Origin of the sequence: Sphingobacterium sp. SGR-19, assembly GCF_011043555.1 — a bacterium.
Taxonomy (GTDB): Bacteria; Bacteroidota; Bacteroidia; order Sphingobacteriales; family Sphingobacteriaceae; genus Sphingobacterium.
The window spans coordinates 168,762-188,012 of record NZ_JAAKGS010000006.1; the positions used below are offsets into that span (position 1 = coordinate 168,762).

A 19,251-nucleotide genomic window follows, 5' to 3' on the forward strand; every position below is an offset into this window, starting at 1 on the left:
AACGCTACGTTATTTCAAATTATTTTTCCGTTGCAACAGCAATTGCTCTATATTGTTCCTCTCCGAAAAAACAATCGCTATACAGAACAGCAACAGCAATCCGTTGCCTATCCAGAAGTTGCTATTAAAAATAAAAAAACTAACAAGAGAGACACCTAAACCACTCACAAGATAAAGAATTATTTTTAGGAAATGGTAGGGTATTGGATAATATTTCTGTCCCCAAAAAAGTGATAATCCGATCATGACTAAGTACGCAGTAGTGGTTGTAGCAACAGCACCTGGATAGGAATAGATGGGAATCAACAAAAAATTCAAGACAATCGTCACTAAAGCGCCAGTCAAGGATATATATAAGGCAAACCGTGTCTGATCGGTCAATTTATACCAAACAGATAGGTTCATATAGATCCCTAATAGCACAAAGTTTAAAAGTATGAACGGCACGACTTTAAGTCCTGTCCAGTAGATGTCTGGCTGGAGTTCATTCCCCTTGATAAAATCTTTAAGCCAATCCAAATTGACGACAATACCCACCATGACCAATACCATCAACATCACAAAGTACTCCATAATCTTGGCATACGTACGGCGGGCATTCTCATTCTTGGCGTACGAAAAAAAGAAAGGTTCCGCACCTAAGCGAAAGGCGGTAACAAATAAGTTTAGAAAAATAGCAATTTTGCTCACCGCGCCATATATTCCAAGTTCCGTTCTGCCGTATTCTCCAGGTAACAGCTTTGGAAAAAACATTTTATCCAGATTTTCATTTATAATAAACGATATATTGGCGATCAAAATAGGGAAACTGTAAGCCAACATGTTTTTCATAAGCGGCCTATCGATACGCAACCGTAATGTCAACATCTCCGGCACCAACAAAAGTAATGTTATGCTACTGGCTAGCAAGTTGGAAATAAAAACATAACCGATCCATCCCTCTTGGAACCAACCCGTTGCAAAATCGGCCCAAAAGGCGGACGATTTCACCCAGTCAGACAAGTAAACGATAAAAAATAAGTTGGAAAGAACTGTAATGAAGATATTGATAAACTTCAGATAGCTATAACGAATAGGACGTCCCTGCGCCCGCAGCTTGGCAAAAGGCACTACCGCCAACGCATCTGCCACTAAAATAAACGCAAAATATTGAATATACTTAGCATATTCATCAACATTTTCGTCGCCCGCAAACCAAGTGGCTATTGGATCAATAAAAGTAAAAACAGATGCCAACAAAACTAGGGAGGTAATCAGGGTTACAACAAAGCTGTTGTTAAAAACCCTATCCTTATCTTTGGAATCAACTTTTTGCAAAAACCGGAAATACGTAGTTTCCATTCCGAACGCCAGAATAGCATTCAACATGGAAACCCAAGAGTAGAGATAGTTATATAATCCATATACCGCAGCATTTTCGAATTTACGTAGATATATGGGAGTCATCAAAAAACCGATCATACGGGGAACAATGGTCGTAAAACCATATATCACGGTATCATTTACAAATTTTTTGACGGAAGACACGCGGCTATCTTTTCTTTTTTATAACAAAATTCTTAAAACCTTGTAGGGTTCCCTCAACAGAACTTACTTCTGAAACCTCGGCACGATCTGGTCCCTCTTCACAAAATTCTAACAAAGCTTCCAGCGCAAACGTATCACCTTCGGCTTCTATATATACCGAACCATCAGGCTGATTCATAACGAAACCTTTTACCCCAAGTTGATCTGCAACCGCTTTGCATGTTGCCCGATAATATACGCCTTGTACCTTCCCTGTAACCGTAATATTCAGATGTTTCATTCTTACAGTCAAAGGTACAGAAGAAAAAGGAAAGAAGCTAAGCTATTCTTTTCAACGTGACCCGTTCCGTTAGTCGCAGATTGTTCATGCCTTCCAGCAGTACTAAACCAGGTGTTTTACCGACTTCGATAGATCCTAACTGATCTGCAAGTCCCAATACTTCCGCACCATTAATCGTTGCCCACGGTAGGATGTGCAAGAAGTCCAAGTGGTTCAAATGGGAGGAAATCACCTTCAGTTCTTCCAAGACATCAAGCGTATCGTTGGACGCCAAACTGTCAGTACCGACTACCATTCGGCTTTGGTTGGGAACAAAATTCAGTATTTTAGGCAACTTGCCTTCGATATATAGGTTTGATTTCGGACAGACACAAAAGTATACATCCCTACCTAACCGTTCAATAAAATCAATATCCTTTAGAGACATGTACGTGTTATGGATCAGCATGAGCGGATTATTCTTTGGCAAGTGTGTAAGATAAGATTGGATGGAATTCCTTGCCTGCGCTTTGAAGGAGTCTGCATTCAATCCCATTTCTTTATAAAAATCGAGGAACTCGCCTTGCCTATAACGATAGAGTTTATTCTCTTCCTCGCTCTCTTGATTGTGGACACTTAGGATATTATCCTCGCTTACGAGCTTACGAAATGCTTTAAATAACTCTTTTGAACACGAATACGGGGCATGGGGCGTAATGGAAGCGTGATCGGCGTCGAAGTAGAATTCGATATCACGTGCTTTATCCACGCGGACTTGTATATCTTCTTTCGTCATCGCCATGACCTCTACAAACGTATGGTATTTTATCTGGCTATTTGACTTTATTTTTGCTGACAACGCTGTATTAACATGATCTCCCACAGCTTGGATACCGTTATTATACATCATTTCGTCGGCAGCTTCGATCTTCGTCAAAATATCTTTCTCTTTTGCGGAACGCTGTTTCATTACATCCGCCAAAAAACGAGGCAGTCCCGTTCCTTTTTTTGTTTTACCCAGCATGTGGGACAATTCAATATGGCAATGGGCATTGACAAAGCCCGGTATCAGGACCCCATCGTAAAATTCTTTCTTCACATTCGACACAGCTGGATCTGTTTCTTCATAGACCCCCTTAATCACACCAGTTTTATCAATCGCAACGACACCTTTTCTCATGAAATTCCCTTTGACAGGAATCACAATGCTTGCTGAAATATACCTCATTTAACTAATTGAACTATTTTGTTTTCGTATAATAGAATCAAAAATGACGCCATAATTTGAGAATATCAAATTAATCTTTACTTTTGTACTTATCGAATAGGGGTGCCTTGTTGTTTGAACACAAAGACAGGCTGAGATTATACCCAGTCTTCCAATTACGGGAGACGCACCTGATCCAGATAATGCTGGCGTAGGGAAAGGTTAGTTAAATAATAAGCTGTTGCTAACCCCTGGTGATAGCATGTTTAACTCAGTTTAATTGTTTATTTTTATGTTAAAACATGGAATGACGACCATGGTTATGCTTTTCGGAGCATTCTTCGCCTTGGCACAAAGTCAATTAACGGTTCGCGTCCTCGACGTCGAGCGGAAACCGTTACCGGGTGCAACGATTGTGTTTCAGGGAATCACAAAAATCAGCGGTCAAGGGGGAGAAGCTACCTTTACAAATGTAAAACCAGCAGCTTCTGACTTAAATGTTCGCTATCTAGGGTATGCTGTTTATCAACAACAGATCACACCTAATAAGCAAACCGAACTTACCGTTGTATTGCGCCCCGAAACAAGAATGACCGGCGAGGTACAAGTCATGGCAACACGAGCGGGAGATAACGCGGCTACAACATACAAAAATCTCTCAAAAGAAGACATCAAGCGGAATAATTTAGGACAGGATATTCCATATTTACTTGACCAAACGCCTTCCGTTGTTATTGGCTCGGATGCTGGCGCTGGAATCGGCTATACGAACATGACTATCCGAGGGTCCGACAACCAGCGTATCAACGTTACCCTTAATGGCATCCCGTTGAATGATGCGGAAAGCATGGGTTCTTTCTTTGTAAACCTTCCGGATTTTGCATCAAGCACAGAAAGTATTCAGATTCAACGTGGCATAGGAACTTCGACTAATGGTGCAGGAGCTTTTGGCGCCTCACTCAATATCCAGTCGGATGCATTAGAAGCGACACCATACGCTGAATTGAATAACAGCGTAGGCTCCTATAACACGTGGAAGAACACCATTAAAGTTGGTTCTGGATTAATCGATAATAAATTCGCTTTTAATACGCGTTTATCAAAAATCAGCTCCGATGGGTATATTGACCGTGCTTCCTCTGATTTGAAATCTTTCTATATTGATGCCGGATACTATGGTGAAAAACATCATCTGAAAGCTACCGTATTCTCCGGTAAGGAGAAAACCTATCAGGCATGGGATGGTGTGCCGGAAGATTCTCTAACAACAAATAGACGCTATAACGGTTTTGAGTACGAAAACCAGACCGACAATTACACCCAAACCCATCATCACCTGCACTACAACTATTTTGCAACTGAACGCACGACCTTTAATATGGCTTTGCATTATACGCGCGGTGCCGGATATTACGAAGAGCTCAAAAAAAACCAGTCGTTTAGCGGATATGGCTTTGCACCTATCGAAATCGGCGGCACCACAATTGACCACACTGACCTCGTCCGTCGTCGTTGGCTGGACAACTACTTTTACGGAACGGTATTTTCAGTCACGCATAAGCTCAACGAAAAACATGACTTTATTTTTGGTGGAGGAGCCAATCAGTACCGCGGTGACCACTACGGCGAAGTGATCTGGGCGCAATATACTTCCAACAGCGAGCTGGGCGATAAGTACTACCTTAATGATGCAGAAAAAAACGACATCAATTTCTATAGTAAATGGAACGCCAAATTTGGGGCGATGCGCCTGTATACCGATTTACAATATCGCTTTGTCGACTATACATTCGAAGGATATAACCATAACCTGGAACTGGCAGATGTAAATGTAAAGCATCATTTCTTCAATCCGAAAATAGGGGCTACCTATATATTCTCACCAGCAGCAAATGTGTATGCTTCTTATGCCTTTGGTAACAAAGAACCTGTCCGTGATGACTACGTTGAATCGTCGCCAAATGCACGTCCAAAACCTGAACGCATGCACAATATCGAAGCTGGTTATCGGTTGAGACGGGAATCATTGAATATAGGTGCTAATGTATATGGTATGTTTTATAAAGATCAGCTGATTGCCAGTGGACATATAAACGATGTGGGCGCCGTTATACGGGAAAACGTGCCCGACAGCTACCGCATCGGGGTGGAGCTAGACGCGGCATGGCAAATATCGGAGCAGTTCAAATGGCAGGCAACAGCTGCCCTAAGCGAGAACAAAATCAAAAATTACACGAAATACTTCGATGTCATGGACGAAGACGGAAATTACCTAGATGCACCACAGGTAGAGCAACATTATCACTCCACCAACATCTCTCTTTCACCATCGGTCATCCTATCGAATGCCCTCTCCTATTCGCCGATACACGCATTGGAATTCGCCCTTACCAGCAAATACGTATCCAGACAATATCTGGACAACACGCAGTCGAAGCAACGGAGCGTAGATCCTTTCTTTGTAAACAACCTGCGCATGCGCTACAGCTTCTCTTTACTGGGTATCAGAAACATCGATGCAAACCTCGCCGTCAATAATATTCTCAACGAAAAATATGTGTCGCACGGTTATACATATGGGGGCATTACGCCTACCGGAGAACATATCGACTACAACTTCTACTTTCCACAAGCTGAAACAAATTTCCTATTTGGTTTGAATATCCGATTCTAAGAACGTAGTGGCAAAAGTTTTTTGCCACTATTGTTTTTATTTTTATTTTGCAACATGCGAGCAGTTATACAACGGGTTACACAGGCATCGTGTACGGTAGATAGCGTATGTACAGGAGAGATTAAGCAAGGATTACTGGTGTTGTTAGGTGTGGAAGAAGATGACACAGAAAAAGAAGCGGAATGGTTGGCTCAAAAATTGGTCAATCTTCGTATTTTTTCTGATGACGCCGGTTTGATGAACAAATCTGTTCAAGACATAAGAGGCAATATCCTTCTGATATCTCAATTTACGTTAATCGCGCAGACCAAGAAAGGTAATCGTCCTTCTTTCATCCGCGCAGCAAAACCCAATAAGGCGGAGCCGTTATATCAGGGTATGGCCGAACGTTTATCGACACTATTGGAAAAACAGGTACAGTTGGGCGTTTTTGGAGCCGATATGAAAATCGACCTGCGTAACGACGGTCCGGTAACGATCATCTTGGACACAAAGGAATAAAGGCTCCACGAACAACAATCCCAGAAGGGCTCATCTTTAGATAACCGAGCTCACGACTCATCGACGATAAATAGTTACAAAAAAAGTATGACAATCAAAGAAGCACAAGAAATCGTAGATAAATGGATTAACGACACGGGAGTGCGTTATTTTAACGAGTTAACAAATACCGCCATGCTGATGGAAGAAGTAGGCGAAGTAGCTCGAATTATGGCTCGGCAATATGGCGAACAATCGTTTAAAAAATCGGATAAGGAAGTCAACCTAGCGGATGAGATGGCCGATGTATTATTCGTACTTATCTGTCTTGCTAATCAAACAGGCATAGACCTTACTGATGCATTCCAAAAGAACTTGGAGAAGAAATCCATTCGCGATGCAGACAGGCATAAGAATAACGAGAAATTACTGTAACGTTAACTCGATTTCGGCAAATACAGGTAAATGATCGGAGGCATACATTTCGGAGACTGTTTTATAAGTCTTCCAGTTGAATTTTGTCTGTTTTCCAACCATAATATAATCGATTTCATTTTTTGCCCCGGTATTTGGATGCGTAGGACCATTGGTTGTTGTATTTCGGACAAACTGTGTCTCCAAAATTTTAATAGTCTCGTCAGTAGGCTTCGCATTGAGATCTCCTACAAGAATTAAAGGGTTTTCTATTCTCGCGCCTAAATCTTTTATGTAGTTTGCTTGCACCACTTTATTTTTTGCTTTTAAATCCAAATGCGTGTTGGCAAAAGAAAGCACTTTACCGTTGGGTAATTCTACATCGACAATGGCTAACGATCTATTTTCACTTTTTTCTACCATCGGCAAATCATAACGTTTATTACCAACAATCTTATGTTTCGTGAGGATTAATGTGCCATATTCGCCTTTTTCTAAATCGATACCTTTGGAGAAGAAATAGTGCATTCCTGTTAAATCTGCCAACTCCTTCGCTTGATCTACCATTTGCGAACGTGAGACACGGACATCTACTTCTTGTATACCTACAACATCAGCATCAGCGGTCTTAATAACTTCCGCTATGCGGGGCAAATCAATCTTATTCGGATGTCCCGGCGGATTACCATGATGTATGTTATAAGTTAATATGCGAACGGACTGTGCATGAAGCGCGACGAAAAAAACACAAAATATAATGCTTGAGAAAAATGTTTTCATGGTGTCTAAGTTAGGCAAAAAAACATTTTTAATCTATATTTACTTACGATAAACTGTTTTGTCTCCATGAAGTCACTGTCTGCTATCTTTTTTATCACCTTATTTTTAGTAAGTTCTTATACTAAAGCACAAGAAAAAACTGAAGTAGTTGCTAACCAAGAATTTAGCCATGCAGCAGTAGTCACCGCGCACCCCCGGGCTTCTCAGATTGGCATAGATATACTAAAAAAAGGAGGCAACGCGGTTGATGCTGCAGTTGCCGTACAATTTGCACTCGCTGTGGTTTATCCGAATGCGGGAAATATCGGTGGTGGTGGTTTTATGGTATACCGTGATAAGGATGGCCATGCTACGTCGCTCGACTTCCGTGAAAAAGCACCGGAGAAGGCACATCGTGATATGTACCTAGATGAAAAAGGAATACCCATTACAGATCTCAGCCTTTATGGTCAACTTGCTGCCGGTGTACCGGGTTCGGTAGCGGGTATGGAAGAGGCGCATAAAAAATACGGTAGCATGCCATGGAAAGAGCTTATCCAACCAGCTATTGATCTTGCTGAAAATGGATTTTCTATCACCACCCGACAAGCAGGAGAATTCAACAGTTATCAACAACGATTTAAGGAGTTTAACCCCAATGGTGCCGCCATTATTCGTAACGAAGAATGGGAGCCCGGGGATCTATTTGTACAGACACAGCTTGCAAATACATTAAAGCGAATTGCAGAAAAGGGACGAGATGGCTTTTATAAAGGAGAAACAGCTGATTTCATTATTGCCGAAATGAAACGAGGCAATGGCATTATAACCCATGCTGATTTAGCGAACTATAATGCCGTTTGGAGGGAACCCATTATAGGAGCTTATAAAAATTACAAGATTATTTCCATGCTCCCTCCTTCCAGTGGTGGCATTGCCCTGCTCGCATTATTACAATCGGTAGAACAATACCCCTTACTTGCCTGGGGTTTTCAATCTGATAGCACAGTAAGGGCAATGGTAGAGGCCGAGCGGCGCATATATGCTGATAGAGCATCCTATCTTGGTGATCCTGATTTTTACGATGTACCGGTACGGTACTTAATCGATAAAAAATTTAACCAAGATCGGATGGCAAAAGTAAATCTGGATAAAGCAACACCGAGCTCCGAAATAGGCGCTGCATCCTTTCCCGGCTATGAACCGGAAGAGACCACCCACTTTAGCATTGTTGACAAGGATGGGAATGCTGTTTCATTGACGACCACCATTAACGGGTCTTATGGCGCTTATGTATGGGTAGATGGTGCGGGGTTTCTACTAAATAATGAAATGGATGACTTTTCTGTAAAACCGGGAACGCCTAATTTGTATGGTCTACTGGGAGGTAAAGCAAACGACATAGCACCACAGAAAAGGATGCTGAGCGCCATGACACCTACCATTGTGGAACAGAATGGACAGCTAAAGATGGTTATTGGAACGCCGGGCGGATCGACTATCATTACATCCGTATTCCAGGGCATTCTTAACGTTCTGGAATTTGGCATGAATGCACAGCAATCTGTAAATGCGCCTCGTTTTCATCACCAATGGAGGCCCGACCGCATTGATGTGGAAGAAAAGGCAATCGCTGAATCCATCCGGAAAAGTTTGGAAAGCGACGGTTATACACTCTATCCACGACAATCGATAGGCCGTATGGAGAATATCGTTGTCCTTCCTAACGGGAAATTACAAACGGGCGCGGATCCACGTGGAGATGATGTTGCTGCGGGGTATTGATATGACGTCTCTAATCCAGATATTTTGGATTAATCTGTTTATTTGCTTTTGCGCCAAGCTGCTTTAGATTTTCTACTTTCTTAATCACATTTCCGGTACCAGCTGACAGTTTTCGCATAGCTTCTTGATGTTTTTCGGACGCGCGTTGCAAATGGGTTTCTAATTGTTGCATATCGTTCAAAAACCCTACAAACTTGTCATATAGTAAACCTGCTTCTTTCGCTATTTCTAATACATTGCGGTTTTGGCGCTCCTGTACCCACACACTTGCAATCGTCCGCAGTGTTGCCAACAACGTTGATGGTCCTACAATAACCACCCGTCTATCCCAAGCATTGGAAAAAAGATCCGGTTTTTCCTTAATGGCGACACTCAAAGCAGATTCTATTGGCATAAACAACAAAACAAAATCCGGAGAATGGATACCATAGAGATCCTGATAATTTTTTGCCGATAATTGGCGGATATGCGATTCGATAGACTGTACATGTTGACGTAAGTACTGAACTTGTTCTACTTCGTCTTCCTCATTCACCCACCGTTCGTATGCCGTTAAGGATACTTTAGAATCAATAACCAGATGTTTATCATCCGGCAGTAAGACAATGGCATCTGGAATTTTCCGACTATTATCTTCGTCAAAAATAGCTTGCAATCTATATTCTTGATCTTTTATCAAACCCGAACGCTCCAGTACCCGCTCCAAAATAATTTCGCCCCAATAGCCTTGTTTTTTGCTATCACCTTTCAGTGCCCTGGTCAAATTATTCGCTTCGTTTTTAATCAGCATACTCTGCTGCATAAGCTGTTCCACGACGCCTTTCAATACATTACGTTCCGCGGCTTCTTGCTGGTATGTTCGCTCTACTTTTTCCTCAAACGTTTTGATTTTCTCCTTTAACGGTGTAAGTATCTGATCTAAGTGCTGTTGATTGACTGCCGTAAATTTCTGGGTCTTTTCTTCGAGAATCGCATTCGCCATGTGCTGAAATTCCAAATGAAATTGCTTGCGCAATTGCTGCATTTCCTCCTGTTGGGCCTGGTATTTCTCTTGTTGGGCCTGCAAATATGCATTCGTACTTTCGAGCGTGCGTTCTACAGCTGTTCGTTCGCGTTGCTCGGATGCTAGTGCCTGCTCGATCAACTCTTTTCCTTGCTGTAACATCCGCTCTCTTTCCTGTACTTTGGTTAGTTCTATTATAGCGGTGTTCTTTTCCTTTTCGGCTTGCTGCAACGCATTTCTCGGTACTTTTTGGGTCTGTATCCAAAGTAGCCCTATGATGATACCGATCAAAATTATAATGATGCAAATTGATAATGTATCCATAAATCCGTTCCTACTGCAGTTTTTGATGGGTTCTCCACCAAAGATCAGGCATATCCCCGCCTACCGCTTGCTGATAATCTTCATACCGGCATGGTACCCAGTAATAGCGTTCGTTGACCGACCTCGACCCAAAATATGGCACTTGCATCCACCAACGATCGGACTTCTTACTTTTGACAAAAACCAGTTCATAATCATCGTTTTCTAGTGTAGTACGATAAATAATATAAGACGATTTAGGGATAACCGGCGTATCGTTTTTGCGGCTATAAAATCCGTCAATAAAACACCATATCATCTGCGCTACCAGACTGCCGGTATGCCCCATAGGATCGAAAGTAGGATTATATTCATAAAAGCCGATCGACGAACACTTATCTGACATCCCCGCATAACGTGCCAGTTGACAAGCTTCATCTCCATACAGCCCATTTGGATTTGCATTAGCGTTACCGGGTGCTTCCGAAGCTCGTATGGCACTTATATCAAAACTAACCATATCTGCCGCACGAATCAGTGGTTCTGCTTGATCAAGCTTGCCCGCCATCATTCCAATACGCATGGTACTAAAAAACAACTTATCATACATATTGATGGACTCCTTGCTTACTAAATAGGTTTGATAGGCGAGGTTACTTAAATTAAACAGGTAATCCGGTTGATGCAGTATAATATGATTGAGATACGTATTGGAGTTTAGCGGTGTGTTCTCTACATGATCTTGGTCCAAATCAAATCGAGCATCAATAACAGCCACTTCGACACGTTGCTCCAATCCCTCATAGCCGGTATATTGGGCATAGGTAAGATCCTGCCCGCCTCCTATAATGACGGGCAATATGTCCTGTTTCACCAATTCTTCCACCACCGTTTTCAACGCGATATAAGTATCCTGTATCGTTGCGCCAGCTTGAATATTCCCTAAATCAGCAATACGTACATCATAATCGCCTTGATAGAGATTGTAGAAATATTTTCGTATAGCATTTGGCGACTTCTTCGCGCCCCCGTTGTTAACAGAAGCCCGTTCCTCTTCAACTCCCACTAAGGCTATATGTGGCTTTTTTTCGGGATCTTCTAGATCAGGGAAAGATAACTCATAAGCTTGTATAATTTTTCCAAATTGCGAGTTATAAAAATCGGTTCCAGAACAAAAATCCTGTAATACGATAGGTGTAAAGAAATCAGTTAAAGACATATAAACAAAGTAAAAGGTTAGAAATTAAAAGTCAAAAGTGAAAGTTTCCACAAATTGTGTAAAGAATAAAAAATACCCGTTTCTTATACTTGCAAACCCGTTACCAATAGGTTATCTTTGGGCGAAGCAATTTCAACTACAATTCGGCATAGGTGATATTAGTAACAGGAGGAACAGGTTTTTTGGGATCCACATTGATTAAGTTTCTAATCAACGAAGGGAATGCTGTTCTGGCAATCAAGCGCGAACAATCGGAAATTCCCGAAATATTACGTTCTTCTTCTTTAGTAGAATGGTTGCATGCTGATATCACAGATTATTTTGCTTTGGCAGATGCGTTTAGTGGGATAACACATGTATATCATTGCGCTGCGAAAATATCCTACCAAAAAGAGGACTGGGCAGATATGTTGCATACTAACATCGAAGGCACGAAACACATCGTCAATCTTTGTTTGGAGCATAATGCCCGCTTAATACATGTAAGCTCCATTGCTGCTTTAGGCTCGCCAAAATTTGGCGAATTGATTTCTGAACAGAGCAAATGGGATGATGGTGCAGACCACGCCAAATATGCACGTTCCAAATATGAGAGCGAGATGGAGGTATGGCGTGGTATCATGGAGGGATTGGACGCTGTTATTGTCAATCCATCTGTTATTATGGGTGTAGGGCCCGGCAAAAAAGCTTCTGGCGCTATCTTTAACTTAGTTCATAAAGGAATCAAGGTTTATCCTCCGGGAACGGTAGGAATTGTAGATGTAGAAGATGTTGCTAAAATTATGATATTGTTAATGGATAATGGTGATATCAAAGGCGAACGTTTTGTCCTTAATAGTGAGAATCTTACCAATAAAAACTTATTGGAACGTATTGCTAAGTTATTAGACAAGCCAGCCCCAAGGATTAAGGCCAGACCTTTTATGCTTAGCATCGCATGGAGGGCAGCCAAAATGATCGCCTTTTTCAAAGGAGGTCGCCCGGCATTAACACGTGAAACTGCTAAAGCCTCGGCTTCTTATCTGGCCTATTCGAATAAGAAAGTGACCGACACTACGGGATACCGCTTTAAGCCCGTTGATTTAACTTTGAAAGAAATGAGTATTGATTTTAAAACTTATAAATGAAGAATTATTACATCATCGATTTCGACAGCACGTTCACGCAAGTCGAAGCTTTAGATGAATTAGCAAGAATATCCTTAGAAAACCATCCTGACAGGGACCAAATTTATCAACAGATAGAAGACTATACCAATCTCGCTATGGAAGGAAAGATTTCCTTTCGAGAGAGTTTAACGGGGCGTGTCCAACTTTTGAATGCGAATAAAAGCCATTTGGATAAACTAGTAACCCATCTGAAAAAAAAGGTTTCCCGATCGTTTGGTCGAAATAAAGAATTTTTCAAAAAACATCAAGACACGGCATTGATTGTGTCGGGTGGATTCAAGGAATTCATTACGCCGGTCGTAACACCATACTATATCCAGAAAGAAAACATTTATGCCAATACATTCAAGTTTGATAAAGAGGGCAATATTATTGGATATGATGAAAACAATCCACTTTCGGATGAAGGTGGTAAAGTTAAACTGCTAAACGAACTCAAATTGGACGGCAGGATATTCGGCATTGGGGATGGTTATTCGGATTTCCAGCTAAAGGAATCGGGGCTGATTGAAAAGTTCTTCGCGTTTACAGAAAACATTTCCCGCAAAAGTGTGACGGACAAAGCAGATCACATTACGCCTAGCTTCGATGAGTTCTTATATGTGAACGATCTCCCACGTGCTATTTCTTATCCTAAAAACCGTATTCTGTGTCTTATAGTGGGCGACGTTCCAGAAATTGCTGTCCATATTTTAAAAAGGGACGGCTTCTCTGTTCGGGTAAAAGATACCTTCGAAGACAAATACACCAAAGATATAGGTTTACTTTTGTTAGCTGACGGTATACGTATTGATGACGAACAGCTTTCCCAAGCTGACAAACTAAAAACTATCGGGTATCTGGGTGATATAAAAGGGTATGTAAACAAAAATATCTGCACGGAAAAAGGCATTGTTGTCTTCGACGATAAAAAGTATAAAAAGCGCAATGCAGAGTTTATTCCGAAACGTATGGCCGACTTCATTAACAATGGAGATACCTATATGAGCCGAAACTTTCCGAACTTGATATTGCCTCGGCTTACGCAAGCGCATCGTCTGTTGCATATTCACAAAAATGTGCCGGGTATCATGGCACAGATAAACAATGTATATGCCGAAAATGACATCAATATCATTTCACAATTTCTAATGACAAAAGGAGAAATTGGCTACGCGGTTACGGATATTCACATCGCATATGATAGAAATGTTTTAAAGCAATTAAAACAGATCGACAACACGATAAAATTTAGGATACTGTATAAATAGTGATGGGCGGCAGCCCTCACCTACTAAATGGTATGGCTGAATATGGCGTTATCACCATATCAAGAGGTACATCCAAGGGGTCTACATCATCAATTTTTTCGACGGGTTCAAAGAGCGATACACCGATTTTTTGGCAATCGGATCGACATTTCGCTAAAAAACGATCGTAAAACCCTTTACCGTATCCGATTCTATTTCCTGCTTTGTCTACGACCAATAAAGGTACTAATACAACATCCAATAATGTTTCGGCTACCGTTTCTCCGTCAACCGGTTCTACAATTCCCCAAACGTTTTCTTCTAACACTACATTATCCGCCAGCAGAAAATGTTTCATGGAACGGTCTTTCAGTTCGGAACGACTAACAACAATATGTATATCGGGATAATATATCCGGGTATTTGTTATAAACGACCACATATCAGGCTCGTTTTGCCCCACTATGGGTAAAAACGTATGGACGTAATGATTTCCGTTCCAATCAAATTGTAAAAGCTGATTCAATATACCGGCATTGAACAAACTGATTTGTGCTTCCGATAGAAGGGAACGCTTTCGTTTATAATTTCTCCGTAATTCCGCCTTTGTCATGCTCGATTATAAAAAAACGGCCTTGCGCCTGAGAGGCTAACAAGACCGTATAATCAACCTAAACCTAATATTCTTTATTTTACACGTTCGATATAATCTCCGGTACGTGTATCCACTTTCACCTTATCTCCCTGATTGATAAACAACGGTACACGAATCTCAACCCCTGTTTCCACTGTCGCATTTTTCAAAGCATTTGTTGATGTATCACCTTTTACTGCCGGTTCCGTGTATGTTATCTCTAATTCTACCGATGCCGGTAGGCTTGCCATAATAGGTTCTTCACTTTCAAACGCGACCAACACATTCATGCCCTCTTTCAAAAATCGCGCTGCATCACCGAACAATGATTTTGGAATATTGAATTGATCGTAGGTGTTGTTATCCATAACGACGAAAAAATCCGCGTCATCATACAAATATTGATAATCGTTCGTTTCTACACGGGCAATCTCCACTTCTTCGTCTGTTCTAAAGCGGTATTCTACCAATTTGCCTGTACGCACATTACGCATTCTCGCTTGATAAAATGCACGTAAATTTCCAGGTGTACGGTGGATGTATTCTTCTACAGTAACTAGCTCTCCATTGAAACGAAGTATATTTCCTGATTTTACTTCAGATGCTTTTGACATAACAATCTATTTGAGTTTAGTGTAACAAAAGTACGAATTATCCGCTTCTTATAAAAACGATAATTTCTCCTGCTTATAAGAAACTATATTTATTTGTTCATCACAAAAAGCATATTCTTTCTCCTGGTTTGAAGCTATAACTAATATCCGATCGGCTTTGATGGTACGTTCTATCAATGATAGGTACCAATCCTCTCCAGCGATATCTAGATTACTCATAGGTTCATCAAGCAGTACTATATTACTAGCTGAACAGCAGGCTAATGCCATCTTAACACGTTGTTTCATTCCTGACGAGAAAAAACGAATTTCTTTATCTAGGGCTTTTTTTAAATGCAACGTCTTAACAACTTCTTCGAAATCAAATCCGGACAAGTAGGATTTGAACTTGAAATGAAATGTAATCAGCTCCCGCAGTGTAAACTCTTCAATCAACTCCATGTATGGAGCCGCCATTGTTAATTGTTGATAAACATTTTCCGAAAGGACAGATTGGGCACGTATATTTTCGTAGGTGATTTTTCCTTCACTCGGTGCAAGACTTCCGCAAATTACTTTTAATAACGTCGATTTTCCAGATCCATTTGGGCCTAGTACCGCATATTTTTTGCCGAATGAAAAGGTATAATCTATATGGCGAAAAATCCATTCTCTATTATACCGTCTACCTAAATTTTGTAAAGTTATACTCAATAAGTGCTTTTTTAAAGTGTAGAGATTCTTCCCTGATTAAAACCCTTGATTACACCTCGATTGGAATTACGGACAAAAGAAAGTATTTCGTCCCGCAATTCTGTAGGTGTGAATTCCGCTTCGACTAAATCCAGTGCTTTGGTCAGGTTACGGTGCTGTACAAATAATACACGATAAATATCCTGTATTTCTGTAATTTCTTCTGTGCTAAACCCTCTGCGACGTAGCCCGACGGAATTAATTCCTGCATAAGCAATAGGTTCTCTCGCCGCTTTTATAAATGGTGGCACATCTTTCCTCACCAACGTACCGCCTGTTACAAAGGCATGCGACCCGATTTTACAGAATTGATGTACTGCAACCATCCCTGCAAGGACAACATAGTCTCCAACAGTAATATGTCCCGCCAGTGTACTGGAATTAGAGAAAATACAGTTATCTCCTACTAAGCAATCGTGGGCAATATGGCTGTACGCTTGAATAAGACAATTTTTCCCGATAACCGTTTTGTATCGGTCCTTCGTGCCTCGGTTGATCGTCACACATTCCCGAATCGTTGTATTGTCTCCAATCTCGGCAGTGGTGATCTCACCTTCGAATTTTAAATCCTGTGGCTCGCCCGCGATAACAGATCCTGGAAAAATACGGCAGTTCTTTCCAATGCGGGCTCCACTCATGATGGTAACATTGGACCCAATCCAAGTTCCTTCTCCAATTTCTACATCCCGATGAATGGTGGAGAACGGTTCTACTACCACGTTTTGTGCTATTTTAGCTTCGGGATGTATGTATGATAACGGTTGTATCATGCTAATTACCTTTTACTTTTACAATTTGAGCCATAAGCTCCGCTTCACTCACTACCTTGTCGCCTACCAAGCCTACCCCCTTCATTCTGGCAATTCCGCGACGAATGGGTTCTAGCAACTCACAACTGAAAATAATCGTATCACCGGGAGTCACTTGATTCTTAAAACGAGCATTTTCGATTTTTAGGAACAGTGTAAGCCAATTTTCTGGATCAGGAACTGTATTTAGCACTAAAATACCTCCTGTCTGTGCCATGGCTTCGATCTGCAACACTCCTGGGAATACTGGAGCTTCCGGGAAATGCCCCATAAAAATATCTTCATTCATCGTAACGTTTTTTAACCCCACGACATGTGTTTCGGACAACTCTAAAATTTTATCGACCATCAACATCGGTTGACGATGCGGTAATATCTTCATGATCTGCACCGTATCGTAAACCGGTGTCATATTCGGATCGTAAACCTTTAAGTTCTTACGATTCTTATCTTTCTTGATTTGTGCTTTTATTTTCTTTGCGAAAGCAGCATTAGCAGCATGCCCCGGACGGGCTGCCATAATATGTCCTTTCAATGGACGTCCGACTAACGCAAGGTCACCGATCATATCTAACAATTTATGTCGTGCAGGCTCATTTTGGTAACGCAATTGGATATTATCCAAAATTCCTTCGCTAGCAACTTCTACCGATTTGTTAAATAAACCGGATAATTTATCCAACTCTTCCTTACTTACCTCTTTATCCACAATAACGATAGCGTTGGACAGATCTCCTCCTTTGATTAAATTATGGTTAACCAAACTTTCTAATTCATGCAGAAAGCAGAATGTCCGTGAGCCAGAAATTTCATTCCTAAATTCCGTAATACTACTAATCGAGGCATGTTGGCTCCCTAGTACTGGAGAATTAAAATCAATCATACAAGTTAAGCGATAGCCATCCAGCGGCATCGCGATGATTTCTACTTTCCTATCTTTCTCGACATAAACAATATTATCTCGGATTTCGTAGTAGTCTCTATCCGCTTCCTGATCTATAAAACCCGCTTCTACTATCTTTTCTACAAAAATCCTGGAACTACCATCTAATATGGGAACTTCCGGACCATCTATTTCAATTAGAACGTTATCGACCTGAAGTCCAACCAAAGCGGCCATCAAGTGTTCGATGGTGCTGATCGATGCCCCATTTTGGGAAATGGTTGTGCCACGCGATGTATCAGATACATTATCTGCGTCCACGGCGACGATCGGCTTTCCTTCCAGATCTACTCTTTTAAATTTATACCAATGAAATTCCGGTGCAGGTTTAATCGTTACATTCACAGCTTTACCTGTATGCAATCCTATTCCTGAAATGGATATTTCAGATTGTATCGTCCTCTGTTTTACATTCATATCTAACATTCTATTTAGGAAATTTAACGAGTTTCGCTATCGAGTTCTTTGAGACGGGCTTCCAGTTCAGCAACACGTTGTTCCAGAGCCGGTAATTTGCTATAAATTACATGCGAGCGCAAGTTACTGTTATAGGGCATTGCAGGAGTGCCGCCCCATTTTTTATTTTCCTGGTCGATAGACCTATTAACGCCCGATTGGGCTTGAATCTGTGATCCCGTTGCTACCTGAATGTGGCCTACTACTCCCACTTGTCCGCCTAAGACTACATTGTCCCCAATCTTTGTACTTCCCGAAATACCTGTTTGCGCAGCCGCTACGGTATTGGCACCTATTTCGACATTGTGGGCTATTTGTATGAGGTTATCTAATTTCACTCCTTTTCGAATAGTAGTAGAACCAAGCGTAGCACGATCGATTACCGTATTAGCGCCTATCTCCACATTATCTTCGATAACTACATTCCCAATCTGAGGCACTTTACTATAACTGCCATCCTTTTGCGGAGCAAAACCAAATCCATCACTACCTATTATTACGCCACTGTGAAGTACAACGTTATCGCCAATCTTACTATCGTGATAAATCCTAACGCCTGGATAAACCACGGTATTATCTCCGATAGTAACACCATCTCCAATATACACCTGTGGGTATATTTTCACACGATTGCCAATGACAACATCTCGTCCAATATAGGAAAAAGCACCTAAATATAGATCTTGTCCTATATTTGCCGATTCATGGACATAGGAAGGTTCTTCGATTCCGCTCCGTTCATTACGTAATTGATCGTAAATACGCAAAAGCTCTGAAAAAGCGGAGTAGGCGTCTTTTACGCGAATTAAACTAACACTAACGGGTTTAGTCAACTGCAGGTCCTGATTAACGATAACTGCGGATGCTTTCGTTTCATAAAGGAAATGTTCGTATTTAGGATTGGATAGAAAAGCCAATGCACCTTCTTCACCTTCTTCAATCTTAGCCAATTGATTCACAAGGACATCGGAATCGCCTTCAACGTATCCGTTTAATAATGTTGCTATTTGATTTGCAGTAAATTGCATCTTACAA

At 41.2% G+C, this 19,251-nt stretch carries 18 protein-coding genes; 6 read left to right on the top strand and 12 right to left on the bottom strand.

Annotated elements, in window-relative coordinates:
- Positions 1 to 9: 9 nt before the first annotated feature.
- Genes G5B43_RS12860 through G5B43_RS12870 form a run of 3 tightly spaced genes read right to left on the bottom strand, consistent with a single transcriptional unit; the run spans position 10 to position 3,014 of the window.
- Positions 10 to 1,527 carry an MATE family efflux transporter gene (locus tag G5B43_RS12860; protein ID WP_317167515.1) on the bottom strand — a complete coding sequence of 506 codons (1,518 nt, stop codon included), beginning with the start codon at positions 1,525 to 1,527 and terminating at the stop codon, positions 10 to 12.
- Positions 1,528 to 1,531: 4 nt separating this feature from the next.
- Entirely contained in the window at positions 1,532 to 1,807 is a 276-nt protein-coding gene (locus tag G5B43_RS12865; RefSeq protein WP_165295178.1) for an acylphosphatase, read from the bottom strand.
- Between the two features lie 37 nt (positions 1,808 to 1,844).
- A complete protein-coding gene (locus G5B43_RS12870; protein ID WP_165295186.1) occupies positions 1,845 to 3,014 on the bottom strand; it encodes an amidohydrolase family protein in 1,170 nt (389 codons plus the stop codon).
- A 271-nt stretch (positions 3,015 to 3,285) separates the two neighbouring features.
- On the opposite strand from G5B43_RS12870, the gene G5B43_RS12875 reads away from it, so the two are divergent.
- The 3 genes from G5B43_RS12875 (at position 3,286) to G5B43_RS12885 (ending at position 6,582) form a co-directional block, all read left to right on the top strand.
- Positions 3,286 to 5,667: a TonB-dependent receptor gene (locus tag G5B43_RS12875; RefSeq protein WP_165295188.1), complete on the top strand. Its 2,382-nt coding sequence runs from the start codon at positions 3,286 to 3,288 to the stop codon at positions 5,665 to 5,667.
- 54 nt (positions 5,668 to 5,721) lie between these two features.
- Positions 5,722 to 6,168, top strand: coding sequence for a D-aminoacyl-tRNA deacylase (dtd, locus tag G5B43_RS12880; RefSeq protein WP_165295189.1), 447 nt, complete (start codon positions 5,722 to 5,724; stop codon positions 6,166 to 6,168).
- Positions 6,169 to 6,255: 87 nt separating this feature from the next.
- Positions 6,256 to 6,582, top strand: coding sequence for a nucleotide pyrophosphohydrolase (locus G5B43_RS12885; RefSeq protein ID WP_165295191.1), 327 nt, complete (start codon positions 6,256 to 6,258; stop codon positions 6,580 to 6,582).
- Here G5B43_RS12885 and G5B43_RS12890 read toward each other — a convergent pair.
- Complete coding sequence (locus G5B43_RS12890) at positions 6,574 to 7,341, bottom strand: endonuclease/exonuclease/phosphatase family protein (RefSeq protein WP_165295192.1); 768 nt, start codon at positions 7,339 to 7,341, stop codon at positions 6,574 to 6,576. The two genes, G5B43_RS12885 and G5B43_RS12890, sit on opposite strands and share 9 nt — an antisense overlap.
- A 66-nt stretch (positions 7,342 to 7,407) precedes the next feature.
- On the opposite strand from G5B43_RS12890, the gene ggt reads away from it, so the two are divergent.
- The gene (gene ggt, locus G5B43_RS12895; protein ID WP_165295194.1) at positions 7,408 to 9,105 is read left to right on the top strand and encodes a gamma-glutamyltransferase; all 1,698 of its coding nucleotides are present in this window, start codon (positions 7,408 to 7,410) and stop codon (positions 9,103 to 9,105) included.
- Between the two features lie 10 nt (positions 9,106 to 9,115).
- Here the strand turns inward: ggt and rmuC are convergent, their stop codons facing one another.
- Together rmuC and G5B43_RS12905 are read right to left on the bottom strand one after the other, a co-directional pair.
- On the bottom strand, positions 9,116 to 10,432 hold the full coding sequence (gene rmuC, locus G5B43_RS12900) for a DNA recombination protein RmuC (RefSeq protein WP_165295196.1): 1,317 nt from the start codon (positions 10,430 to 10,432) through the stop codon (positions 9,116 to 9,118).
- Positions 10,433 to 10,442: 10 nt separating this feature from the next.
- Positions 10,443 to 11,630, bottom strand: coding sequence for a formimidoylglutamase (locus tag G5B43_RS12905; RefSeq protein ID WP_165295197.1), 1,188 nt, complete (start codon positions 11,628 to 11,630; stop codon positions 10,443 to 10,445).
- Between the two features lie 152 nt (positions 11,631 to 11,782).
- Between G5B43_RS12905 and G5B43_RS12910 the strand changes: the two genes are divergently transcribed.
- Both G5B43_RS12910 and G5B43_RS12915 read left to right on the top strand, forming a co-directional pair.
- A complete protein-coding gene (locus tag G5B43_RS12910; protein ID WP_165295199.1) occupies positions 11,783 to 12,757 on the top strand; it encodes an SDR family NAD(P)-dependent oxidoreductase in 975 nt (324 codons plus the stop codon).
- Positions 12,754 to 14,049 (top strand): HAD-IB family phosphatase, encoded by a 1,296-nt coding sequence (locus G5B43_RS12915; RefSeq protein WP_165295201.1) that lies wholly within the window; start codon positions 12,754 to 12,756, stop codon positions 14,047 to 14,049. The genes G5B43_RS12910 and G5B43_RS12915 overlap by 4 nt, the downstream gene beginning before the upstream one ends.
- Positions 14,050 to 14,065: 16 nt before the next feature.
- Here G5B43_RS12915 and G5B43_RS12920 read toward each other — a convergent pair whose 3' ends face one another.
- From G5B43_RS12920 to lpxD, 6 genes are all read right to left on the bottom strand, one after another.
- Positions 14,066 to 14,641 carry a 5-formyltetrahydrofolate cyclo-ligase gene (locus tag G5B43_RS12920; protein ID WP_165295202.1) on the bottom strand — a complete coding sequence of 192 codons (576 nt, stop codon included), beginning with the start codon at positions 14,639 to 14,641 and terminating at the stop codon, positions 14,066 to 14,068.
- 74 nt (positions 14,642 to 14,715) lie between these two features.
- Positions 14,716 to 15,276: an elongation factor P gene (gene efp / locus G5B43_RS12925; RefSeq protein WP_165295204.1), complete on the bottom strand. Its 561-nt coding sequence runs from the start codon at positions 15,274 to 15,276 to the stop codon at positions 14,716 to 14,718.
- Positions 15,277 to 15,324: 48 nt separating this feature from the next.
- Positions 15,325 to 15,969, bottom strand: a complete 645-nt coding sequence (locus G5B43_RS12930; RefSeq protein WP_165295206.1) for an ATP-binding cassette domain-containing protein — start codon at positions 15,967 to 15,969, stop codon at positions 15,325 to 15,327.
- A gap of 11 nt (positions 15,970 to 15,980) precedes the next feature.
- Complete coding sequence (gene lpxA, locus G5B43_RS12935; protein ID WP_165295208.1) at positions 15,981 to 16,778, bottom strand: acyl-ACP--UDP-N-acetylglucosamine O-acyltransferase; 798 nt, start codon at positions 16,776 to 16,778, stop codon at positions 15,981 to 15,983.
- Position 16,779: 1 nt separating this feature from the next.
- Complete coding sequence (locus G5B43_RS12940; RefSeq protein ID WP_206367349.1) at positions 16,780 to 18,177, bottom strand: bifunctional UDP-3-O-[3-hydroxymyristoyl] N-acetylglucosamine deacetylase/3-hydroxyacyl-ACP dehydratase; 1,398 nt, start codon at positions 18,175 to 18,177, stop codon at positions 16,780 to 16,782.
- Between the two features lie 23 nt (positions 18,178 to 18,200).
- Complete coding sequence (gene lpxD / locus G5B43_RS12945; protein ID WP_165295212.1) at positions 18,201 to 19,244, bottom strand: UDP-3-O-(3-hydroxymyristoyl)glucosamine N-acyltransferase; 1,044 nt, start codon at positions 19,242 to 19,244, stop codon at positions 18,201 to 18,203.
- Positions 19,245 to 19,251: the final 7 nt, after the last annotated feature.